Annotated in this window: 25 protein-coding genes and 1 tRNA gene; 13 read left to right on the top strand and 13 right to left on the bottom strand. The window is 41.9% G+C overall.

Going from position 1 to position 22,548, the window contains the following annotated elements; genetic code table 11:
* The coding region (locus tag DWA30_RS06495) for a hypothetical protein (RefSeq protein WP_136073170.1) at nt 1-459 on the bottom strand (459 nt) is incomplete at its 3' end.
* A gap of 53 nt (nt 460-512) precedes the next feature.
* Nucleotides 513-1,703, bottom strand: a complete 1,191-nt coding sequence (locus DWA30_RS06490; RefSeq protein ID WP_114491729.1) for a tyrosine-type recombinase/integrase — start codon at nt 1,701-1,703, stop codon at nt 513-515.
* A 185-nt stretch (nt 1,704-1,888) separates the two neighbouring features.
* Here DWA30_RS06490 and DWA30_RS06485 point away from each other — a divergent pair, with 185 nt between their 5' ends.
* Both DWA30_RS06485 and DWA30_RS06480 read left to right on the top strand, forming a co-directional pair.
* Complete coding sequence (locus tag DWA30_RS06485; RefSeq protein WP_114491728.1) at nt 1,889-2,821, top strand: peptidylprolyl isomerase; 933 nt, start codon at nt 1,889-1,891, stop codon at nt 2,819-2,821.
* 87 nt (nt 2,822-2,908) lie between these two features.
* The gene (locus DWA30_RS06480; RefSeq protein WP_114491727.1) at nt 2,909-3,433 is read left to right on the top strand and encodes a YfiT family bacillithiol transferase; all 525 of its coding nucleotides are present in this window, start codon (nt 2,909-2,911) and stop codon (nt 3,431-3,433) included.
* Nucleotides 3,434-3,727: 294 nt separating this feature from the next.
* Here DWA30_RS06480 and DWA30_RS06475 read toward each other — a convergent pair whose 3' ends face one another.
* On the bottom strand, nt 3,728-4,282 hold the full coding sequence (locus DWA30_RS06475) for a thioredoxin family protein (RefSeq protein WP_114491726.1): 555 nt from the start codon (nt 4,280-4,282) through the stop codon (nt 3,728-3,730).
* Nucleotides 4,283-4,422: 140 nt separating this feature from the next.
* Here DWA30_RS06475 and DWA30_RS06470 point away from each other — a divergent pair, with 140 nt between their 5' ends.
* From DWA30_RS06470 to DWA30_RS06460, 3 genes are all read left to right on the top strand, one after another.
* Nucleotides 4,423-4,728 (top strand): GIY-YIG nuclease family protein, encoded by a 306-nt coding sequence (locus DWA30_RS06470; protein ID WP_114491725.1) that lies wholly within the window; start codon nt 4,423-4,425, stop codon nt 4,726-4,728.
* A gap of 467 nt (nt 4,729-5,195) precedes the next feature.
* On the top strand, nt 5,196-5,507 hold the full coding sequence (locus DWA30_RS06465) for a phosphoribosylpyrophosphate synthetase (protein WP_114491724.1): 312 nt from the start codon (nt 5,196-5,198) through the stop codon (nt 5,505-5,507).
* Nucleotides 5,497-5,835: a tRNA-binding protein gene (locus DWA30_RS06460; RefSeq protein WP_114491723.1), complete on the top strand. Its 339-nt coding sequence runs from the start codon at nt 5,497-5,499 to the stop codon at nt 5,833-5,835. Before DWA30_RS06465 ends, DWA30_RS06460 begins: the two co-directional genes overlap by 11 nt.
* On the opposite strand, the gene DWA30_RS06455 is transcribed toward DWA30_RS06460, so the two are convergent.
* Complete coding sequence (locus DWA30_RS06455; RefSeq protein WP_317048339.1) at nt 5,832-7,046, bottom strand: MFS transporter; 1,215 nt, start codon at nt 7,044-7,046, stop codon at nt 5,832-5,834. The genes DWA30_RS06460 and DWA30_RS06455 overlap by 4 nt on opposite strands.
* 384 nt (nt 7,047-7,430) lie before the next feature.
* Here DWA30_RS06455 and DWA30_RS13295 point away from each other — a divergent pair, with 384 nt between their 5' ends.
* Nucleotides 7,431-7,568: a hypothetical protein gene (locus DWA30_RS13295; RefSeq protein WP_168421749.1), complete on the top strand. Its 138-nt coding sequence runs from the start codon at nt 7,431-7,433 to the stop codon at nt 7,566-7,568.
* A 104-nt stretch (nt 7,569-7,672) separates the two neighbouring features.
* Here DWA30_RS13295 and DWA30_RS06450 read toward each other — a convergent pair whose 3' ends face one another.
* The 6 genes from DWA30_RS06450 to hutI form a co-directional block, all read right to left on the bottom strand.
* Nucleotides 7,673-9,289 carry a SulP family inorganic anion transporter gene (locus DWA30_RS06450; RefSeq protein WP_114491721.1) on the bottom strand — a complete coding sequence of 539 codons (1,617 nt, stop codon included), beginning with the start codon at nt 9,287-9,289 and terminating at the stop codon, nt 7,673-7,675.
* 94 nt (nt 9,290-9,383) lie between these two features.
* Entirely contained in the window at nt 9,384-10,289 is a 906-nt protein-coding gene (locus DWA30_RS06445) for an alpha/beta fold hydrolase (RefSeq protein WP_114491720.1), read from the bottom strand.
* A gap of 3 nt (nt 10,290-10,292) precedes the next feature.
* Nucleotides 10,293-11,096, bottom strand: coding sequence for an MBL fold metallo-hydrolase (locus DWA30_RS06440; protein WP_114491719.1), 804 nt, complete (start codon nt 11,094-11,096; stop codon nt 10,293-10,295).
* Between the two features lie 63 nt (nt 11,097-11,159).
* A complete protein-coding gene (locus DWA30_RS06435; protein ID WP_114491718.1) occupies nt 11,160-11,621 on the bottom strand; it encodes a GNAT family N-acetyltransferase in 462 nt (153 codons plus the stop codon).
* Nucleotides 11,618-12,628, bottom strand: a complete 1,011-nt coding sequence (locus DWA30_RS06430) for a formimidoylglutamase (protein WP_114491717.1) — start codon at nt 12,626-12,628, stop codon at nt 11,618-11,620. Before DWA30_RS06430 ends, DWA30_RS06435 begins: the two co-directional genes overlap by 4 nt.
* Nucleotides 12,625-13,863, bottom strand: a complete 1,239-nt coding sequence (hutI, locus tag DWA30_RS06425; protein ID WP_114491716.1) for an imidazolonepropionase — start codon at nt 13,861-13,863, stop codon at nt 12,625-12,627. Before hutI ends, DWA30_RS06430 begins: the two co-directional genes overlap by 4 nt.
* A gap of 62 nt (nt 13,864-13,925) precedes the next feature.
* Between hutI and DWA30_RS06420 the strand changes: the two genes are divergently transcribed.
* The 3 genes from DWA30_RS06420 (at nt 13,926) to DWA30_RS06410 (ending at nt 16,004) form a co-directional block, all read left to right on the top strand.
* Nucleotides 13,926-15,104 (top strand): trans-sulfuration enzyme family protein, encoded by a 1,179-nt coding sequence (locus DWA30_RS06420; RefSeq protein WP_114491715.1) that lies wholly within the window; start codon nt 13,926-13,928, stop codon nt 15,102-15,104.
* A complete protein-coding gene (bshB1, locus tag DWA30_RS06415; RefSeq protein WP_114491714.1) occupies nt 15,101-15,817 on the top strand; it encodes a bacillithiol biosynthesis deacetylase BshB1 in 717 nt (238 codons plus the stop codon). The genes DWA30_RS06420 and bshB1 overlap by 4 nt, the downstream gene beginning before the upstream one ends.
* A gap of 111 nt (nt 15,818-15,928) precedes the next feature.
* Nucleotides 15,929-16,004, top strand: a tRNA-His gene (locus DWA30_RS06410).
* Between the two features lie 146 nt (nt 16,005-16,150).
* On the opposite strand, the gene DWA30_RS06405 is transcribed toward DWA30_RS06410, so the two are convergent.
* Together DWA30_RS06405 and DWA30_RS06400 are read right to left on the bottom strand one after the other, a co-directional pair.
* Nucleotides 16,151-17,158 (bottom strand): M28 family metallopeptidase, encoded by a 1,008-nt coding sequence (locus tag DWA30_RS06405; protein WP_114491713.1) that lies wholly within the window; start codon nt 17,156-17,158, stop codon nt 16,151-16,153.
* Between the two features lie 70 nt (nt 17,159-17,228).
* Nucleotides 17,229-17,561, bottom strand: a complete 333-nt coding sequence (locus DWA30_RS06400; RefSeq protein WP_136073169.1) for a hypothetical protein — start codon at nt 17,559-17,561, stop codon at nt 17,229-17,231.
* A 144-nt stretch (nt 17,562-17,705) separates the two neighbouring features.
* Here DWA30_RS06400 and DWA30_RS06395 point away from each other — a divergent pair, with 144 nt between their 5' ends.
* Nucleotides 17,706-19,091 (top strand): MBL fold metallo-hydrolase, encoded by a 1,386-nt coding sequence (locus DWA30_RS06395; RefSeq protein ID WP_114491711.1) that lies wholly within the window; start codon nt 17,706-17,708, stop codon nt 19,089-19,091.
* A gap of 72 nt (nt 19,092-19,163) precedes the next feature.
* On the opposite strand, the gene DWA30_RS06390 is transcribed toward DWA30_RS06395, so the two are convergent.
* Nucleotides 19,164-19,649: a ferritin-like domain-containing protein gene (locus DWA30_RS06390; RefSeq protein ID WP_114491710.1), complete on the bottom strand. Its 486-nt coding sequence runs from the start codon at nt 19,647-19,649 to the stop codon at nt 19,164-19,166.
* Between the two features lie 364 nt (nt 19,650-20,013).
* On the opposite strand from DWA30_RS06390, the gene DWA30_RS06385 reads away from it, so the two are divergent.
* The 3 genes from DWA30_RS06385 to DWA30_RS06375 form a co-directional block, all read left to right on the top strand.
* Nucleotides 20,014-20,586: an outer membrane beta-barrel protein gene (locus DWA30_RS06385; protein WP_114491709.1), complete on the top strand. Its 573-nt coding sequence runs from the start codon at nt 20,014-20,016 to the stop codon at nt 20,584-20,586.
* A 159-nt stretch (nt 20,587-20,745) separates the two neighbouring features.
* A complete protein-coding gene (locus DWA30_RS06380) occupies nt 20,746-21,153 on the top strand; it encodes a hypothetical protein (protein ID WP_114491708.1) in 408 nt (135 codons plus the stop codon).
* Between the two features lie 15 nt (nt 21,154-21,168).
* Nucleotides 21,169-22,548: hypothetical protein (locus DWA30_RS06375; protein WP_136073168.1), on the top strand; the 1,380-nt coding region annotated here is incomplete at its 3' end.

The raw sequence follows: 22,548 nt of genomic DNA, 5'->3' as shown, positions 1-22,548 counted from the left end.
TTGCTTTTCTTCTGTTTCTATCTCTAAAATTTGGAAAATTTGTTCAAGTTGGTTTTTCTCTTCAAATAGGTAAAACTTTTTTGCTACCCATACTATCAAAAAAGTTAAAATTGCAAGAAAAGTTGCCATTTGCCAATTGTCAACAAGGTCAAATTGGGTTAAATCTTTTGGGAAAATCAGCCATATCAATCCGATTAAAATAATTCCTATAAAAGCTTTCCCAACAGGATTTAGTTCGGTTTTGATGTTAATCAGATGATCGTTGGCGTTAAACTCAAAAATAAAAATCGGATAGAAAGTCATATTCCAGATGTTTTGGTTCCAAACTTTTATATCATTCCGATTTACTTGACCTTTTGCTCGCATATCACGAGAAAATACATTCCACAAATGATTAAGAAAAGTATTTTCTTTTCTCAGTTCAATTAGTTTTTCAACATCATTTTTTGTGACTTCCATTTGGGTCGGTCAAAATTACTGGCAACTTGTTATATCTTTTTAATTATGTACGTTTATCCGCTAATATTCGCCGAAAACGCATGTTTTAATGGTAACTTATCAGGAGCCGATAAACGATCTACCGCAGCATCTAACGGACTCTTGATCGACAGTAGATCCTTTTTCGCAACATGCGTATAGATCATCGTCGTCTCCGGCTTTGCATGACCCAATAGATCTTGAACGTGCCGTAACCCTACACCCATCTCAATTAAATGTGTAGCATAACTGTGCCGCAACGTATGCGGCGTCACACGCTTCGTAATACCTGCCGCCTTTGCCGACCTACGTAAAAAATTTCGAATACTACCAGCAGCATATTTCCCACCGGACGGATTCTCAATAAAATAACGCTGCGGAGCATAACTCATGATATAGTTCCGCAATAAAGGTATAAAACTTTCCGCTAAAATAACCACTCGGTCCTTTCGCCCTTTCGCCATCCGAACCACTAACTGCCGTCGGTCAATATCAATATTATACAATTCCAATTCAATAACCTCACTTACTCGCAAACCACAACTGTACAACAAAGCCAACGTGGCTCGATGCTTTAAATTTCGCGTCACACGTAACAGATCAACCATCTCTTCCTGACTCAAAACCGTTGGTAGATATTGCGATTTTTTAGGCCGAATCAAACTTTCCGTATCGATCTCTTCTATCGAAAGGCAAGGGACCAAATGCTTTAAGGCACTCACAAATTGCCTATGGCTACTTATCGAAAAGAGCTCCCTACTGCGAACCTTGGCCTCAATAAAGGTGCGAATTCGATCGTGTGTAAGCCCTCGTAGCGAGTCAGCACCGAGCGTCTCCGCCAAATTGCACATAAAATTCGTATATACGCTCACAGTACTTTTACTTAGACGCAATCCAACTAGATATGCTCGATATTGTTGTAGTAGTTTTTTGTTTTCTTCGGAAAGGTAGGAAGTAGCCATTGGCGTCGCTGTAATTAATTCATCGTTCTTAACAGACCTTAATGTGCCGCAGTCCACAGTAAAACCCGGAGAGCGAAGATGATCGTAGAGGAGGTCAAAGAGATCGTGATTCCAAACCACATAAAAACAGGAATGCGTTCGGCTCCATTGCACGCCAAAAAACGATTTTACATGCTCTTTTACCTCAGAATGGTACGAGAAGCGAATAGCAATACACGGTCGGTCACGATGAACCATTTCCGAAAGGTAGATCGTTGGTGTCATGATAGTAAAATAGGGGGGAGTTGCAATTCAAAGATACAGAATATTATGTTCTGTAGGAGCTAAATCGGTAAAAAATGAATGGCTTTATCAAGACCAATCGCTGTGTTATGTCGAATATCAATCGTATTTTTGCAGCTTCCGAAGAAAAAAAATAAAATTCAATCACATACTTAAATACAGAACACATGAAAGACGGTATCTATGCTAAGATCAAGACCGATAAAGGTGAAATAGTACTTAAACTCACCTATAAACGTACACCTGGAACCGTGGGTAACTTCGCGGCATTGGCAGAAGGAAACCTAGAAAATAAGGCAAAGCCACAAGGGAAGCCGTATTATGACAACCTCAAGTTTCACCGCGTGATCCCAGATTTTATGATTCAAGGTGGAGATCCCAATGGCACGGGAGCAGGTGGACCGGGATACCAATTCGATGATGAATTTCATCCTGAGCTGAAACACGACCGTCCGGGAATATTGTCTATGGCCAACGCCGGACCAGGATCGAACGGAAGTCAGTTTTTTATTACCCATGTGCCAACACCTTGGTTAGATAACAAACATACCGTCTTTGGACATGTAGTAGAAGGTCAGGACGTTGTAGATAGTATCGCTCAAGGTGATATAATGAAAGAAGTAAATATCGTTAGAGTAGGTGAAGAAGCTGAAAATTTTAACGCGGTAGAAGCTTTTAGACAGTTCACGGGAGCACGGGCTGAACGCGAAGCTGCAGCCAAGAAGAAAAGCGAAGAAGCATTAAAAGAACTCACCGAAGGTTTTGAGAAAACCGATAGCGGACTCTTTTACCAAATAATTCAGAAGGGCGACGGAGCAAAACCAAAAAAAGGACAGACAGTTGCCGTACATTATAAAGGGATGTTTGCCGATGGTGGCACGTTCGATTCTTCGTATAAACGAGGGAATCCTATCGAGTTTCCTGTGGGACAGGGCAATGTGATCGCCGGTTGGGACGAAGGTATTTTACTATTGAACAAAGGCGACAAAGCGCGTTTTGTGATCCCTTCGCACTTGGGCTACGGGCAGCAAGGAGCAGGAGGTGTGATTCCGCCAAATGCGACACTTATTTTCGATGTCGAGTTAATGGACATAAAATAAGGCAGTTATAAAAGGTAGTTAATAACCTGTTTAGAAAAACAAGAAAGATCGCCTTCCGTTGGGAGGGCGATTTTATATTTTAGCGGTATGGACATAGAACACTTACAATATCCGATTGGCAAATTTGAAATGCCCGAAACCGTTTCCGAAGCACAATTAAAAGAGGCGATCACTATCTTAGAGATCTTTCCGGAAAAACTGAAAGAACTGATGCGAACCTACGATCAGAACAAATTAGATAGTCCGTATCGCCCCGGTGGATGGACGGTTCGTCAAGTAGTTCATCATATTGCAGACAGCCATCACCATAGTTACAACCGATTTAAATGGGCGATCACCGAAGACAACCCTTTAATAAAGGCGTATGACGAAAAACGTTGGGCCGAGACAGAAGATTGTCGTACCAGTCCTATTGCCTGGTCACTTACCCATATTGAAGTAGTGCATCAAAAATTAGTGCAGTTCTTGCGCACCTTATCCGCAACCGATTGGGACCGCACCTACCGTCACCCGGAATCGAAAAAGACCTTCACCTTAAAACAGAGTGCACTGCTCTACGCTTGGCATAGTATGCATCATTATTCGCATATTGCCAATACGACTAAAGAATAGCGCTTGTCATTCAGAGCTGGTGTCATTCAGGGCACTTGTCATTCAGAGCGAAGCGAAGAAACTTTTTCAATGGTACACCGTTGATGAGATCTCTCACATATGTTCGAGATGACATGAGGTGTCATTCAGAGCACTTGTCATTCAGTGCGAAGCGAAGAATCTATTTTGTAAGATTCCTCAGTCGTTGCACTTCTTCCGAATGACATAGAACTGTCATTCAGAGCGCAGCGAAGAATCTTTATCAATGGGACTTAACGCTACTTCGGAAGGAATTCGTGGATAAAAACTCTACACTTATTTCCACTTTATATTGCAACCCATACTCGGCTTTTGGTCTTGACGCTGCGGACTATTATTTAACACATTGTCTAAGGCTTCGCGTAGATCACGACCATTCACAGGTATACTATTTCCGGGACGTGAATTATCCAATTGACCGCGATAGATCAACTTGAGATCGGAATCGAATAAATAAAAGTCGGGCGTACAAGCTGCATCATAGGCCTTGGCTACTTCTTGAGTTTCGTCGTAGAGATAGGGAAATGGATAATTGTGTTTACGTGCGTTCTTCCACATTTCTTGCGGACTATCCTGCGGGTATTTTTCAACATCATTACTGCTTATAGCTACAAATCCGAAGCCTGTAACACGATAATCATTACACAAACGAACAATTTCTTCATTTACATGTTTCACATACGGACAGTGATTACAAATAAACATGACCACAGTTCCTTTTTCACCACGCACACTGTCTAAGGTTACGGGTTTCATGGTAATGGCATCCAACAATGCAAAGTCGGGTGCTTTAGTGCCTAAAGGCATCATGTTCGACGGAGTTAACGACATAGTTTACTTTTTGTCTATTAGTGCAATTTAGTGGTATAAAGTTACACTTTTATACTACATTGGCGCTATAGGCTTGTCATACAGAGTACTTGTCATTCAGAGCGAAGCGAAGAATCTTTATTTTTCATAAATTTAGTGGAATGAAGACGCTCGGTGAACATAATTATTATGTGTATATTCTAACCAATAAGAATAAGACTGTACTGTATACTGGGGTAACGAATAATTTAAACGAGCGATTATATTTTCATCAAAATCCATTACCGAGTTCTAAAGCATTTACGGCTAAATACAAATGTTTTTATCTGCTATATTTTGAACATTATTCCAAAGTAGAAACAGCTATTCGAAGAGAAAAACAAATAAAAGGATACAGTAGACATAAAAAAGAAAATTTAATTAACACTACAAATCCAAACTGGAATTTTTTAAATAATGAAATTTGAGATTCCTCAGTCGATGTACTTCTTCGGAATGACATAGTATTGTCTTTCAGAGCGGGTGTCATTCAGAGCGCTTGTCATTCAGAGCGCAGCGAAGAATCTATTAAAATGAAGGACCATTGATGAGATCTCTCACGTTCGTTCGAGATGACATGGAACTGTCATTTAGAGCGCAGCGAAGAATCTATTTTGTGAGATTCCTCAGGCGTTGCACTTCTTCGGAATGACATGGAGTTGTCATTCAGAGCGGTTGTCATTCAGAGCGGAGCGAAGAATCTATTTCAATGAAGCACCGTTGATGAGATCTCTCACATTCGTTCGAGATGACATGGAACTGTCATTCATAGCGCAGCGAAGAATCTCTCACCTTCGTTCGAGTTGACAACATACACCACTACTATTAAAGAACTGCTAAAGTTTTGTACATCTAACCCAAGTCATGTAATTTTAAAGAAACCAACATTTTTATTATGAAAAAATCATACCCATCATTATCGGTGGCGATTTCCGAATTACAACACGAAGGCTTTACCGAAGATTTTAACCTGGTAGCAGACGGCATCGAATCGAAAGCACTAAAAAGTACATGGGAAGCCGGCGACCTGGAAGTAGTGAAGTTTTATCGTTTCGAAGGTATGACCAATCCCGGAGATAACACCATCCTATATCTTATTACCACTTCCGACGGTAAGAAAGGACTCCTAGTCGATAATTACGGAGCCGACTCAGGGCCTGTATCGGCAGAGATGATCAAGAAATTGCAAATTGATCATGACGAATAACCTTAGCTGGGACGAATTTCAAAAGGTCGATATGCGTGTGGGAACAATCAAATCTGCACGTGAATTTCCGGAAGCTCGAAATCCGGCCTATGTGCTGGAAATTGACTTCGGAAGCGATATAGGAACCCTAAAATCCTCGGCTCAGATCACACAATTATATACTCCCGCTCAATTGGTAGGGCGACAAATAGTCGCAGTAATTAACTTTCCGAAGAAACAAATAGGACCATTAATGAGCGAATGCCTTGTATTAGGTGCCGTAAACGGAAATGAAGTTACGCTATTGTCACCTGATTCAACAGTGGCTAACGGACTTAAGATCTCTTAATTGAGCCTACGCAGAGAAATCAACCCGAATAGTGGACCAAACGCTAATACCACAAAAAGGTAGGGGATGGGAAGTGCTTCGGAAAGCGAAGCCAATAACTGAATACTCACGATCGTAATTGCAAATCCGATACAATTAACAATGGTTAATGCGGTTCCAGTTACTTCGGAAGGAGCACGTTGCGCAACTAAGGTTGAGAACATAGGGGAATCGGCTATCACAACCATACCCCAAACCAAAAGCAGAATAAGGAATACATATACCGGCATTTCAAACAGTAGCGGTGATGCTAAGCAGAATAGACCTGAGATCGATAGGGCGAAGGTTGCTAGGCGCTTTTCATTATAGCGAGGTACCAAAAGTCCCGCTAATACACAGCCTATTGCGCCAATTCCTATGATACAAAAAGACCAGAACGGAACTGAAAGTGAGGTAGTAGGATGAAGTGTGTTATACCCTAAGATACATAATGGAACAAAGGTCCAAAAAGCATACAGTTCCCACATATGCCCAAAATAGCCGAACGCCGCCGCACGGAATCTCCTATTTTTAAATACCGCTAGAAAAGCGTTGAGCCGTAATTTTGCCGCAGGTTTGCGATACGGACCGTTTGGAACAAATAATACAAGTATCAATCCGCCAACTACAGCTAATCCCGAAGTTACATAGACCACGGTCTTCCATGGCACATCGGCCGAAAATGCTTTTATACTATGTGGAAATGCCGTTCCCAAAACCAAAGCACCTACCAGAAATCCGAGTGAGTTACCTAATCTTTTATTAAAATGATCGGCGGCGATCTTCATTCCTACCGGATAAATGGCAGCCAGACTGCATCCCACCAAAAAACGAATTGTGAGCAAACTCGCTAGCGAGTTCGACTCCCACAATAGGGCAAGGTTGATTAAACTACCCGCCAAGGCACCTACAAAGAATACCCGAATAGGAGAAAACCGATCGGCGATCATGGCAAAAGCAAAACCTAAGGTGCCAATAATAAAACCAATTTGTACTGCAGCGGTTAAATACCCTAAAGAAGTTTCAGTAAGATGATAAGCATCGATCAGATCGGGACTTATGGCATTGCTAGCAAACCATAGCGAGGTGCAGCAAAACTGTGCTAGCACGATACAAGGGAGAATGTGGTTTGATGGCTGCATAAAACTTTCCGAAGTAAATGTACAAAAGCCAACAGGAGTTGAAGTAAACATAGAACAAGAAATTAGAAAACATCCTAAATGTTAAAGTTTTCTTAAAATACTACTTTGTAATGCATAGTACTGTAACATAAATGGAAGTCATGCGTCTTTTAGATAACAACCACTAAACAATAAGTGCTATGAGAACTTTAAACAGCAATCAATTAACGAGTAGAAGTCAGACCTCCAAATCCTATGCTTGGAATAACAAACGACGTTACCGATAAGAAAGTACGCTAGTAAAAAAATCATTCATCAATCAAAAAACAATCAATCATGAGAACATTAGACAGCAATCAATTAACTGCAAGAGTACGAACCTCGAAAGCCTATACCTGGAACCAAAAAAGACGGTACCGGTAAGCGACCCACTGTAAAATTTAAAATCGAAAGGTTATGAAAACGCTAAGAAGTCTGCTAAAGCAGAAAGAGTGCAACAAACGGTGGCAACAAGCAACCTTGCATGGTGAGCGGGATTTGCTTCAAGCCTTCGGAGACCCTCTAATTAAGAGAATGCAGTACAAGCTGCATTAGACAGAACACCAATCAAAAAACGGAAAGCTGAATTTAACGAAAGTAAATTCAGCTTTTTTTGTCCGTACTGTTACGGACAGTAAATTTCTATAAGCAGCGTAGCCCTAAACTTCGCTATCCATCATATCGGTAACCACGTAGTAACGTGGGTCATCGATATTGCGTTCTATGATGGTTTCGAACTCCGGATTCCACTTTAGTAAAAGTTCGATACAGTCCGGACTTAAATGCGTAAGTGTTATTTTTTTTCCGGCATCTATATATTTATTGGCGATATTCCGAAGCGCTTCTACGCCACTGTGATCACTAACTTTCGATTCTATAAAATCGATCTCAATAGCTTCAGGGTCATTGGAAACATCGAACTTGTTGTTAAAAGCTGAGGTCGACCCAAAGAACAAGGGTCCCCAGATTTCGTAGACCTTAGTACCATTGGGTTTTATGTGTTTTCTAGCTCGAATTCGAGTAGCATTTTTCCATGCAAATACAAGCGCACTCATGATCACACCTGCGATTACTGCAATGGCAAGATCTTGCCAAACTGTGATGGCCGAAACCGCGATCAAAACAATAGCATCGGCAACCGGGATCTTGTGTAAAATTCGAAAACTACTCCATGCGAACGTACCAATGACGACCATGAACATCACACCCACAAGCGCAGCAATAGGAATTTGTTCTATGAGAGGGGCGCCAAACAATACAAAACACAGTAATGCCACCGCGGCAACTGCACCCGAGAGTCGGCCACGTCCTCCGGAGTTGATATTAATGATCGACTGACCAATCATGGCACAACCACCCATACCGCCAAACAAACCGTTTAAAATATTGGCGCCACCTTGTGCGACACATTCTCTGTTCCCACTTCCGCGGGTTTCGGTCATTTCATCAATTAGGTTGAGGGTCATTAAGCTTTCGATCAAGCCAACTGCTGCCAAAATAACTGCCGTAGATAAGATAAGGTCCCAATGCCCTTGAAGGGTATATAATAAGGCGAATATTTGATCCTGGAAAGTTGGCAAGCCGCCTTGCAAGCCTTCACCGCCACCATCTTTAATGAACGATCCTACAGTGCTCACGTCTATCTTTCCGAAGATAACAATCGCCGCAACAACAACTATTGCGGTAAGTGCAGCAGGGATCTTTTTGGTGAGTTTAGGCAAGCCGAACATAATAGCCATGGTAAGAAACACCAACCCGAGCATCATCCAAAGGCTGGTTCCGGACATATATTGTTGGGTTCCGTCTATATTCTCTTTAAACAAACCTAATTGCGATAAAAAGATGACAATGGCCAATCCGTTTACAAATCCCATCATCACGGGATGTGGAATCAACCTAACGAACTTTCCGAGGCGAAAAACACCTGCAAGGATCTGAATCCCCCCTACAAAAAGCAAGGTGATGAACAGCCACTGTAAGCCTAGGTTCTCTATAGGCGTTGCCAATGCATTTCCTACTTCATTTCCCTTTTGGATTAAATGTACCATTACGACCGCCATAGCACCGGTAGCCCCACTAATCATTCCCGGGCGACCACCAAATAATGCGGTAACGATCCCCATCATAAAGGCACCGTAGAGTCCGACCAAAGGATCAACCCCGGCCACAAAAGCAAAAGCCACAGCTTCGGGTACAAGGGCTAACGCCACGGTGAGCCCCGAAAGGATGTCATTCTTCGGATTCTGTGTAAAATTCTTTATCGTTTTTTGTATCATTTTCCTGCCTTAAAAAGGCGGCAAAGGTACATAATTTTACCGATTAAACGCTTTGTGTGATTTGTTGAATTACTTCGGAAAAAATAGAATCCAACTACAATGAGCTTAAGAAAGATCGAAGATAGCCAACATAAGCTGTAGGCTCTTCTAGCCAGCCGTAATGACTCGATTGCTTCAGTATATAGCTTGTGCTGTTCGGAAATACGTTGATCATGCTGTTAAAAATAGATCGTGGAATAATATCATAAGCGCCTTGTAGGATGAGCACGGGCTTTTCAAATTCTGAAAGCTGTGCTTTGCAATCGAAATCGATCGCACGAAGATCCTGATACACCAAACTATTTATTTGTGAGTTTCCTTGGGTAAGCCGTTCTGCGATCACAGGTACATGCGAAGTATCATGTAAATACGCAGGGGCTAAGAACGTGCCTCGCTTTAATTGTGCCGTATAACTGTTGTCACCCGCAGCGATCTTCCGATTCCAATACTGCAACGAATCGCGTTTTTGCGGACTAAGACGTGCCGTAATGTTTAGGTCGCTAAAAAGCGACATATCCACGCCACCAGAAGAGGAGAGGATCAAGCCGCTCACTCGATCTGGATGTTTGCTCGTGTAATAGGCAGCTAACATCCCGCCAAACGAATGCCCCATTACGACCCATTGGTCGTACTTAAAATGCTTTCGAATCGCTTCAATATCGGCGACCATGAGCTCCATGGTGATGGTTTCCGAAGAAATTGGAACAACTTGCGATCGCCCCGTACCACGTTGATCGTAAATAATAGCAGTATTTTTTTCTGAAAGTGCAGATGCTAAAGAAGCAAAACCTTCACTACTCATACCGGGCCCGCCATTGATTATTAAGACAGGGTCGCCTTGCCCGTAGGTGGTTATGTAGATCGTACTATTATTCGCCTCGATAGTGGTAGAAGTTTGAGCACCTACAATTGCTGTGAAGCTCAAATAAAAAAAGAGTACTACTTGGGATCGGTACCACATAGTTTATTCACGTTCAGGGTACCAATCTAACTGTGTAACTTTAATATCGGCATTCGCTTTGGCTATAATTTCTGCAAATTCATCGACATCGCTAAGACCATCGGTGCCTCTATAATGATACGGATACACAATATTAGGTTTAAACTCCAACACAGCGTCGGCAGCACTTGCTACAGGCATGGTGTACGGGAGATTCATGCACACAAATGCGATGTCTATATTTTCTAAGTTTCGCATTTCGGGTATGTCTTCGGTATCGCCCGAAATATAGATTCGTTTCCCGTCTTTTTCGAGTACGTAACCGTTACCGCGCCCTTTTTCATGAAATTTTAAGGCTTCTTCACGCAAATTATACATTGGGATGGCAGTCACTGTAAATCCCAAGACTGCATGATCGTCTCCATTATTTAAGATGGTCGTCTTAGCTTGTAAGGATTCAGGTAATTTATCGGATACAGCTTTTGGGGCCAATATAGTCGTATTCTCGGTGACAATACCTTCTAGGGTCTCTATGTTCAAATGATCTCCGTGAATATCGGTGATTAGGATGAGATCCGGTTCATCGAAGTTTTGAAACGCAGCCGGACCACCCACCGGGTCCACAAAAAGCACTTGTCCGTCCCATTTTAAGACCATAGTTGCATGAGAGATGGGCGTTACCGTAAAAAGTTCATTTTGTGCAAACGTTTCCTGATCGCTACTAGTGTTTTCTTCGGAAACGATATCAGATTCATTTGTATTTTTCTTAGTTTCTTGGCAGCCAAATAGCAGCATTGTGCCGACCGCTATAAGTAGAATTTTTTTCATCGGTTTAAATTTTTAATCAAGATACTACACAATAATGAAGCAATCTGTCTCTTTTGCAATACTTTATGAAAATAGAAGTTCCATTTTTATATTGCTGCGTTCATAGGGGCTATCCGCTTCCACAGGGATTTCAACAAATCCGTATTTACGATAAATGTAGATGGCGTTCGCCAGTTTGGTATTAGAGTAAAGAAAGAGCTTCGAAAAATGAGACGTCTTCGCAAAATCGATGCAGTATTGCATAAGTTGCTGCCCTATTTTTCGACCTCGTTGTTCGGGTAGGACTGCCATTTTTGTTAGTTCGAACTCATTATCGCCTCGTTTTAATAACGCTACCGTACCTAAGACCTTATCATGCTCTACAGCAAAGAAAATGTGTCCACCCGGTGAGATAATGTATTTTTCAGGATTACTAAGCACTTCTTTGTCGTAGGCTTCTACATAGAAGAATGTTTCCAGCCATTCGATATTAAGTGTATAAAAGGCTTGTGCATATTCCGAAGAAAAAGGAACAATTTTTATCATGAATCGTACAGTATATCGGTGATGAGATAGGCCAATGCTTTTCCTACGTTAAAATGTGCGTCGCCGTCAACACACACAGTCGCTTCGCATATATGGACGTAGGTGAGATTCTTGTTCTTTGTGAGCAATTGTAAGAACTGTCGTGCTTGATTCATAGTAAAGCCTGAAGGCGTTCGTGCGCTGCTCGGGAAATTGCAGATGGCATCCACATCCAGTTCTACACCATAAGGTTGCGTATTGACAAAGGCTGCAGCAGCAGTAACTGCATCGTGAAATGAAAGCTTTTGCTCTATGGCAATATCTTCAAAAAAGTGTACCGCTATTTTGTCGTTTGCGTTCGCCATACGATCGTACACTTCTTGAGACGTGTAGTTTTTATGAAGACCGAAAATGGCGTATTTATTCAAAAAGCCTTGGTGCATGGCATAAGAGAAGCCGTTACCGCTATGCCGATGTTCTAAAGGCCTAAAATCGGTATGCGCATCGAAGTTAATAACGTTGATCGCTTTATCTAAGGCCACAGCGCTTCCTTTAATGTTTCCGAAAGCATTATTATGACCTCCGCCAATAAGTATCGGGATTTTTCCTGCGGCTACGATCGTTCGAACGATCGAACTTACCTTGGCATCGATCTCGTTCACCAATGGTCCCAATTCTTTATGGTAGGATGTTGAACTAGGGTCCAACTCACCAGCAGCACGCATCTCTGCATCACAATCGATCTCGCCTAGAACAAGTAATTGATGGGCGTTGGTATACGTATTAGCCTGAGTGTTGAGTAAGGTAGTGAGTGCTGCATTCCAGGCATTGGCTGTTCCCGGTTTACCCATATTGGCACGAACACCAATATCTTCGGGGATGCCCAACAAAACGTAGCGCGCCGAATTGGTGTTGATTTCTTCGATGGTAGCAATAGTGCTAACACGTTCACCAAATCTAATCTCGCCTTCTCGCTTGTTGACGAGGGCTGCGACGTCTTTGGCCGAATACAATTTTAATGCTTTCATGACACCTCTTTTCCTTTGATAAATACTAGATCGATCAAATTACTACCAAAGGCATAGGGTAGGAACCCATAGGACGGAATTGGCTTCGTAACTATAAGGTTGGCAATTTTTCCTTTGGTGATACTTCCATGCGAATCGCTTAGTCCCATGGCATAAGCACCATTTATAGTAGCAGCATTAATAGCTTCTTCGGGGGTTAGTCGCATCTTTATACAGGCTGTGGAAACTACAAAGTTCATGTTCCCGCTTGGCGTAGAACCCGGATTGTAATCGGTTGCCAGTGCCAGTGGTAGTCCGGCATCTATAAGTTGTCGGCCCGGTGTATAGGGAATGCCTAAAAAATAGGAGCAGGAGGGAAGTGCCACCGGCATGGTGTTCGTATCTTTCAATGCGCTTATATCGGCTTCGGTAAGCACTTCTAAATGGTCTACACTTAAAGCATCATGATCTACCGCTGCTTGTATTCCTCCTAAGGCTGTAAACTGATTGACGTGAATTTTAGGGATCAGCTTGTATTTCTTCGCTTCGGAAAGAATTCGTTCGGTATCGGCTACCGAGAAATAACCATCTTCACAAAACACATCGACATAATCTGCCAGTCCTTCGGAAGCTACCTTCGGAAGCATTTCGTTACAAATAAGGTCGATATAGCCTGCTTTGTCATTTTTGAATTCGGAAGGGACCGCATGCGCTCCCAAAAAGGTGGTTCTTACGGTAATTCCATAGTGGTTCCCTAATTTTTTGGCCACTCTAAGCATTTTTAGTTCTGCCTCGGTGGTAAGACCATAGCCACTTTTAATTTCAATAGCGGCTGTGCCAAGTCGCATGACCTCTCGTAAACGTGCCGCCGATTGTTCGTACAATTCTGTTTCGTCGGTTTCCTGAAGTTTTTTAGCACTGTTTAGGATACCGCCTCCTTTTTGCGCGATCTCTTGGTAGGTTAATCCATGAATACGATCTACAAATTCCTGTTCGCGGTTTCCGGCGTACACCAAATGCGTGTGCGAATCGCACCAGGCGGGAAGTACCATCTTATCGGTACAGTCTATGGTTTTAAATCCGGCATATTCCGGCATATCGGCCATGTTTCCGAAGTTAGCGATACGCCCATTCTCAACGTATAAAAAGGCATTTTTAAGCGTTGGAAGCGTTTTCATATCGGCTCCGCTTACTTTGTTGGGTGCCACTTCTCGAACTTGTACGAGTTCTTTAATGTTTGTTAACAACAATTTCATTTGCTAAATATAGCAAACCTTAAAAGGAATTTATACCTTAGACTTCGAAAAAAAAGGAATAGATGAAAACAAAAGAACATGGCGTCAATACTATTTGTACGCACGTTGGAGAGGTAGCCGATGAACAATTTAAAGGCGCTATATCACCCTTATATATGTCGAGCTCGTATGCGTATGAGGATGTGGCGGTAAAACGGTATCCTCGGTATTTCAATACGCCCAATCAAGAAGCGTTGGCCAAAAAAGTAGCTCGACTCGAAAAGACGGAGGCCGGACTTATTTTTGGAAGTGGCATGGCAGCGGTAAGCACGACCTTATTAGCATTTTTACATGCGGGCGATCATGTTGTCCTTCAGAAGACGTTGTACGGAGGCACTTATAATCTAGTGGTTGAAGAGTTTAGCAAGTTCGGAATTGAATATACATTTACCAAAGGCTTTGCCGAAAATGATTTTATTTCGGCCATACAGGAAAACACCAAGGTTATTTATGTGGAAACGCCTTCAAACCCGTTAATGCTCATCACCGATCTAAGCATGATCTCAAGAATTGCAAAAGAACGAGGTATTGTTACCATGATCGATAACACCTTTGCGTCGCCGATCAATCAGACGCCAACCGACTTCGGAATTGATATTTGTTTGCATAGCGCTACGAAGTATATGGGTGGACACAGCGATATTTGTGCAGGAGCCGTGGCAGCTTCCGAAGCACACATCGAAAAGATTTGGAATATCGCCAAAAACTTGGGCGGTAGCCTAAGCGATTATACGGTCTGGTTGCTTGAACGCAGTATGAAAACCATGGCGATTCGGGTAAAAGCACACAATCGAAACGCCAAGAAGATCGCAAAGTGGTTGAATAAGCACCCACTAGTGAACAATGTGTATTATCCCGGCTTAAAATCACATCCCGATCACGAATTGGCGAAGAAACAAATGAAGGGTTATACAGGCATGCTGTCTTTCGAGTTGATCGATTCGATAGATGCAGGGGTCTTTATGAAATCTCTTAACTTGGTAAAACAATCGATGAGCTTGGCCGGGGTGGAATCGACGATCTTGTCCCCCGCAAAGACTTCGCACGCGTTGTTATCTTCGGAAGAAAGAGCACATCAAGGAATTAGCGATAATCTACTTCGATTTTCGGTGGGAATAGAAGATAAAAAAGACCTTATAGCCGATTTTGAACAAGCGTTCGCTATTGTGGCCAAGAAGAATTTTGAAAAAACCATATCATGAAGCTAGATATATTAGCGATTGGGGCACATCCCGATGATGTAGAATTGGGTTGCGGTGCGACCCTCGCAAAGGAGATTGCTAATGGAAAGAAGGTTGGGATACTCGATCTTACCAAAGGTGAATTGGGAACCCGAGGCAATGCAGAAATACGAGCTGTTGAAGCAAAAAAAGCAGCCGCTATTCTTGGTGTGGTGATGCGACACAATCTGGAATTTGCCGATGCCTTTTTTGTAAACAATCCGGCGTCTCAATTGGAGATCATTAAGATCATTAGAAAATACCGACCCGATGTGGTGTTGTGCAACGCAATAGACGATCGACATATCGATCACGGCAAAGGTAGTAAACTAGCTAGCGATGCCTGTTTTTTAAGCGGATTACGAAAAATTGAAACTATTTTGGAAGGCAATCGTCAAAATGAGTGGCGCCCCAAACACGTGTATCACTACATTCAATGGAAGAATATCACGCCCGATGTGGTGGTAGATGTCACAGGTTTTATAGACAAAAAGCTCGAAGCTGTCTTTGCCTATGAGAGCCAGTTCCACAATGAAAAATCGAAAGAACCCAATACACCCATATCTTCTACTAATTTTAGAGATAGTTTAACCTATAGGGCACAAGACCTAGGGCGACTTATTGGAGTTGCTCATGGCGAAGGCTTTACAGCCGAACGGTATGTTGCGGTAGACAGTTTATTCGATCTAATTTAAAAAATCTTAAATCGAGCTATTGTAGAAGCGTAAGATTTGAAGTATATTTGCACCCTCTTATCCGTTAATTTTACATAGCGGTCTAAGTAACAACTTAGAAATAGAGAACATGGTGGTTGTAGCTCAGTTGGTTAGAGCGCCTGATTGTGGTTCAGGAGGTCGTCGGTTCGAGACCGATCTTCCACCCAAAAGTACAAAGCCTTTCAGTTTCTGAAAGGCTTTTTTTGTGGTCTTAATTAGACGGAATATTTTTATGCTTTTAACCGTGACTACAAAGCCCACTACGAAGATCGTAACGGGCTTTGTTCAATGTTGTGTGAAGCGGTTTTACAATTAGTCGGCAGTAATGCGTTCGTCGCGATTGGCCACTTCCCAAGTAGTTTGAAATATAAGTCGGGCACGCTTGGCCATTAACTCATATTCGATCTTATCGGGGGTATCGGTATGCTTGTGGTAATCTTCATGTACTCCGTTAAAGTAAAAGATAATAGGAATATTGTTCTTAGCGAAATTGTAATGATCACTACGGTAGTAAAAACGATTTGGATCGTTCTCGTCGTTGTATTTGTAATCTAATTCCAAATTGATGTATTTTTCGTTTACCGCTTCGGAAACATCGTGTAATCCTTGACTTAGTTTATCGCTACCAATTAGATAAACGTAGTTAGGATTATCTTTTTTATCCGGATCGATACGTCCTATCATATCGGTGTTTAAATTAGCTACCGTATTAGCCAAAGGATACAACGGATTTTCGGTATAATACTTAGAACCGTAGAGCCCGATCTCCTCTCCTGTCACGTGTAAGAAAAGAATAGATCGTTTTGGGCGATTGCCGTTATTTGCGGCCATTTGAAAAGCTTCTGCCATTTCTAACATAGAAACGGTCCCACTTCCGTCGTCATCGGCACCATTGTAGATCTTTCCATCTCTTGTCCCTACATGATCGTAGTGCGCAGAAAGTACGATCACTTCATTGGGATATTCAGAACCTTCAATAAATGCAACCACGTTTTCAGAATCTTGTGGCTCACTAAGTCGGGTAAAATAACTTGCCGGAATTTCTTGGTAATAATCTTCAGCGCCTTGAGGTGCTTGAATCCCTTGTTCCTTATAGAACGATCGTAGGTATTCAGCAGCCATTTTTTGGCCTTCCGTACCGGTCATTCGTCCTTGCATTTCGTCGCCTGCAAAGATGTATAGATGTTCTTTGAGGTCTTCTGCGGTAATGGTGTTGGCATAGTCAACACGTGTCATGTTTTTTGAAGCGGTCGAAGTGTTTTGTGCCGAATTGTTAGAGACCGTAAGTGCAGCAATGGCCGATAGAATTAAATATTTCATTAGTAGAGGATTTATATAGAATTTAAATTTATACTGTGTTGTTTCCGAAGTAATCGATTTAAAATTGAACTTAATCAAAAGCAGTTAGTTCGTAATCGTCCGGGTTTAAACCACCTTCGCCAATTTTTGCATAGGTTAAAGTGTGCTTTTGCGTTACAGGGTTTCCTGCAGCATCTTGTGAGTTGATCGTAAAGATAACGGTATAGGTCGCATCGATCTTTTCAAGATCGGATGCTTTTTCTGAAACTTGTATTTCTTCATCATTAAACGTAGTCCCTTCCGGTAACTGTAATTGTGTGATCAGGTCTTTTTTTGCCAATTCACGTACGGTTTCCATCTTTTTTTCTTCGGAAGAACATGCAAGAAGCATCATAGCGAATAACAATACTAGAATCTTTCTCATTTCAGTGAAATTTTGTTGCGTGTAAATATACTGTATGTATTGAGTGTAAGTGTGAAAAATATGTGAAAATGAATTTTTTTCGAAGAAAACATTTCGATTAGGAACCACAACAATTCCTATCTTTGTGCAAAACAATTGAAGGTTATGACCGTTGAACAAATTTACACAGGTTGCCTTTCTCAAGGTGCTTACTATATAGAAAGTAATGGAGAGGTTGCTATCATTGATCCCTTACGTGAAACCAAACCGTATTTAGAACGTGCCGAAAGAGACAATGCTACCATAAAATATATTTTTGAAACGCATTTTCATGCCGATTTCGTAAGTGGGCACCTTACGCTGTCTGAGAGAACAGGGGCACCTATCATCTATGGTCCCAATGCAAATCCGTCTTTCGATGCGATTATCGCAAGCGACGGACAAGAATTTAAGTTGGGTGAAGTGACTATAAAAGCATTGCATACGCCCGGCCATACCATGGAAAGTACTACTTACTTATTAAAGGATGCATCGGGGACGGACTATGCTATTTTTAGCGGAGATACACTTTTCTTAGGAGACGTAGGAAGACCCGATCTTGCTCAAAAAGGGGATGATATCACCCAAGAAGACCTTGCCGGAATATTGTTTGAAAGTTTGCGTGAGAAGATAATGCCACTTGCAGACGATGTGATCGTTTACCCGGCGCATGGAGCGGGCTCGGCTTGCGGCAAGAATATGATGAAAGAAACGGTAGACACCTTAGGCAATCAGAAGAAGATGAATTATGCACTGCGCGCCGATATGACCAAGCAAGAGTTTATCGATGAGGTCACCGACGGACTACTACCACCGCCTAGCTACTTTCCGCTAAATGTAAAAATGAATCGCGAAGGCTACGAAGCTTTAGATTCGATCATTACGAAAGGAACGAAACCTTTGGATCCGGACACGTTCGAGCAATTGGCCAACAGTACGGGTGCGGTGATCCTAGATGTGCGTCACCAACAAGATTTTATAAAAAGCCATGTGCCCCAATCGATCTTTATTGGTTTAGACGGAGGGTTTGCACCATGGGTGGGAGCCTTGATCGCCGATGTTGATCAGCCTATATTATTGGTCGTGGGCGAAGGAAGAGAAGAAGAAGCTGTAACGCGTTTATCGCGTGTAGGTTTTGACAATACCATTGGCTATCTAAAAGGAGGAATGACCGCTTGGGTTGCCGCCGAGAAAGAAGTAGATCAATTAACTTCGGTGGATGCCGATACCTTAAAGCAGGAATTGCAAAACGAGGTTCCTGTTTTTGATGTACGAAATGATGGTGAATATGCAAATGCACATATTCCATCGGCTACATTGACTCCGTTAGGAGCGATTAACGAACATATGGACGAATATCCTGATGAAGAGCCGTTCTATGTTCATTGTGCGGGCGGATATCGTTCTGTGATCGCAGCTTCTATCTTAAAAAGTCGTGGTATTCATAATGTGATCGATGTGGCGGGCGGATTTAAAGCCATTAAAGAGGCCGGAATCGCGGTAGAAGCTTAGAACAATTCATAAAAGATGAAACCCCGAAATGGAGGGATTTCGGGGTTTCGTGATTACTGATACGATCGAAGATTAACTCCAATCTTCAGCAATATCTTCTAACGATTTTACCTTATCTAAGGTAGTGCGTATTTCTGAAACTTGTTTGTTCAATACCGAAGCTACTTGTGGTGGAAATCGGTTCTCCTTTAGTTTCTCTTCGTATTCGTCTACACTCGCTTTTTCACCACGGATGCACTCTTCTAACACTGCCTCATCATCATTTCCGCTCACGGCAGCCTTAATGTCTATCCAAGCGCGGTGCAACGACCCTGTAGTACTCCCACTTTCTTTAGGTGTTTCGTTCAACGCTCTAATTTCTTGATCTAATTCGTTTGCGAATTGACCATGCTTGGCCGCTTGATTCTTCAAGAACGATTTTAAACGCTCATTCTTAGCATCTTTCATCGCTTTTGTAAATCCTTTTTCGGCATCGTAATTCTTTTCTAGTAACTCCTGTAGGTTGTCTACCAAGTTATCATGAATGTTCTCTTTTGCTTCTTCTCTTGTTGTTTTCATAGTTCTTTTAATTTTTATTTACCTAAAGATACACCTTTGTACCCGCTAATATTCTTACCGTTTTCACAATTGAGAAGTGTTTAACATCCTTTTAGTAAAGTATTGATACTGAAAATCTAATTGGAAAGGTTACGCCTTTCCGAAGAAAAAAATGCTTCCGAAGAAAAAATAAAAAGTCCATAATTCCACACGCTTTGTTGCTGGTATTTGAAAATTGGGATACAATATTATTCATTGTATAAGGTTATAATAGCAACCAACCTTGACCCTTAAAACTTCATTCAAGGAAACAGCATTACTCTTTCTATATAAAAGAAAGTACGATACGATCGTGCCAAATAGGTATTCATTAAACTCAATACATATGAAAAAAGTAATGCTATGGACACTGTTAACAATTTCCCCAATGCTGTATGCGCAACAGGAAAGCGGTTTAGGAATTAAAGCAGGATTAAACTATAACAGCAACGGATCTTATTTTAACGATGCGCAAGCATTAGTGGAAGATCCCATGAAAAATATCGGTTTTCACCTTGGAATGTACGGCAAAATAGACCTTGGAAGCTTATACCTTCGACCCGAATTACTGTACACTCGAACCCAAAGTGAATACGACAGCGGCGAGCTTACCGTAAGCAAATTAGATGCTCCATTGTTACTAGGTATCGATCTATTGGGTCCTTTAGGCGTTTTTGCCGGCCCCTCTCTACAGTATATTCTCAATAACGAATTTGAAGATTTCTCACTACGAGAAGTGGAAAATAACTTTACTGTAGGAGCACAGCTAGGAATCGCGCTTAACTTCACGCATTTTGGTATCGACCTTCGGTATGAACGTGGTCTTACAGAAAACGAAGTTGCCTTTGTGGATCTTTCGGAAAACAGGATAGATACCAGACCCGATCAACTTATTTTGGGACTTTCCCTTAAACTTTAGTTTAGTTAGCGTTGCTTCGAACGCGGCACCCCTATCACATTTTTTGGTAGGGGTGTTTTTTTTGCTTCGGAAAGTGTTGAGACAACGAGCAACTTACCCGGTAGTGGGTAGGTAATTGTCGTAATACATTGCTATCTTTATCTTGTAAAACAACAACTTATGTCTTTAGAACGCACCACTATCATCCCGCTGGACGACCCCGATCAAGCCACCGAATTATTCAACAACGCAATAGACCGTCTCAAGACCACTGTAATGTTTATTATTGGAAACACGGAAACGGTACAAGAAGCTATTCCTAATGCCGACCATTGGGCAGGAGAAACACTTATCGATCTGGAGCGATGGGTGGTCTGGTTGCGCGACCACGAAATTCTTAAAACAGAAATGCAGCAATTATTAGAAAACACTTTCGATCCCGATTTTGATGAACCCTACGATACTATTAAATGTTTTTGTTTGTCGCCTATAAGCAAACGTGCGATCGGATTTATACTAAAAAATGGATCGCTGGCGAATGTACGTCTGTTGTTGTCGTTTGCGAAAGCCGAAGCTATAGATGCCTAATCTAAACCTACTATCATGAAAAAACTATATACCATCCTATTATTTTTTATAGGGCTATTTCCCTTACAAGCGCAAATCCTTACAATTATAGAAGATACTTCTTCGGGCAAGGATACGATTCCGGCGGTACGAAACCAAATAGTAGATATCAATTCGGCCTTGGAAGTGCATGTTTCTAAAGATTCATTGATCAAAACCATTAAAGAACGTTTTCCGAATTTGGGGGCACAAGTAGATCTGCAAGAAAAGATCGTGTTGCTCGAACAAGCCTTAGAACGTCAAGATGTAATTCTAACCACTTTACAGCAAGAAGTAGTTTCGGCCGAGTCGCGAACTGAATTCTATAATGCGGTGCTTCAGTTTTACACCTTAGTGGTAGATAGCCCGATAGAAAATGAAGTAGAGCTGTTACTGGAGGAGCACATACGATTGTATGGAGGAGAGGATCGTTCCGAAGCACCCACCTCTATAGAATTTCTAATGACCGAGCTCAATTCTAAGGTGATCGACCTAAAAGCCGGGATCAAGGCCAAAGAAGATGAAAAGATCTTAATTAGTTTGGTTGGTTTTAAAAGGGATAAGAGCGGTGGCGGACGCATACATATTAAAAATTTCGACCTGTATGAAGATCTCGAATATGTTACCATTCCGCGATGGGTTACTTCCCTTTCGGAAAGTCAGAAGCAACAATTGGATGATCTCGCCAAAAAAGCGAAAGAGAACAATGAGAAAATGGTTTCGGTGTTCGAATCGTTAAAAGAACAAATAGCGCTCAATTTTCCCGATCTAAGTTGTATTGAAGATTTACACGACTCTGTAAAAGAAATGTTGGCCGACACCCAATTGCAAGCTGCACTAACGGCCGATCTAAAAGAAATGGCAAGATCGTTGGCTTCCGACCTAGACGCCTTTATTACGTTGTCGGAATTGTTACAAACCAATATCCGCCAATGGGAGATTCAAACTCCGTTCGCAATTGGTGACGCCGTAAAGGAGCTCGTTACACAGTTAAAGGCATTTGAGTTTAAAATGGGCTCGTTTGCAAATCTAGCTGAAGAGATCGCTCGTCTACAAGCTTGGAATACGACCTTTCAAAGTGATTTTAGCAATTGTTATCGATCGTTGGAAGCGGAGGTGCTGGCACTGCGGAACGGTATTGCCATCTTGCTGAATCAACAGGTGAACTATATAGCCAATAAAGAGATAGGAGAGGAGGTCTTAGCGTTTAGCGTAAGTAATATACCAAAGATCGGGTATATTAATTTAAAAGGCACCGGCAGCCGTACCGATGGCGATGAGATCGTTCTGGAGGTATTACTGCGTATTCCTTCGGAAACAGAAGGAATCCCGGAAAAACGGTTTACACTGGAAGCACGAAATATCGTAATGTATATG

Source organism: Candidatus Ulvibacter alkanivorans, assembly GCF_003333325.1.
GTDB classification, from domain to species: domain Bacteria; phylum Bacteroidota; class Bacteroidia; order Flavobacteriales; family Flavobacteriaceae; genus Ulvibacter_A; species Ulvibacter_A alkanivorans.
Note: the sequence above shows the minus strand (reverse complement) of the source record. Positions and strands in the feature narration are given on the sequence as shown.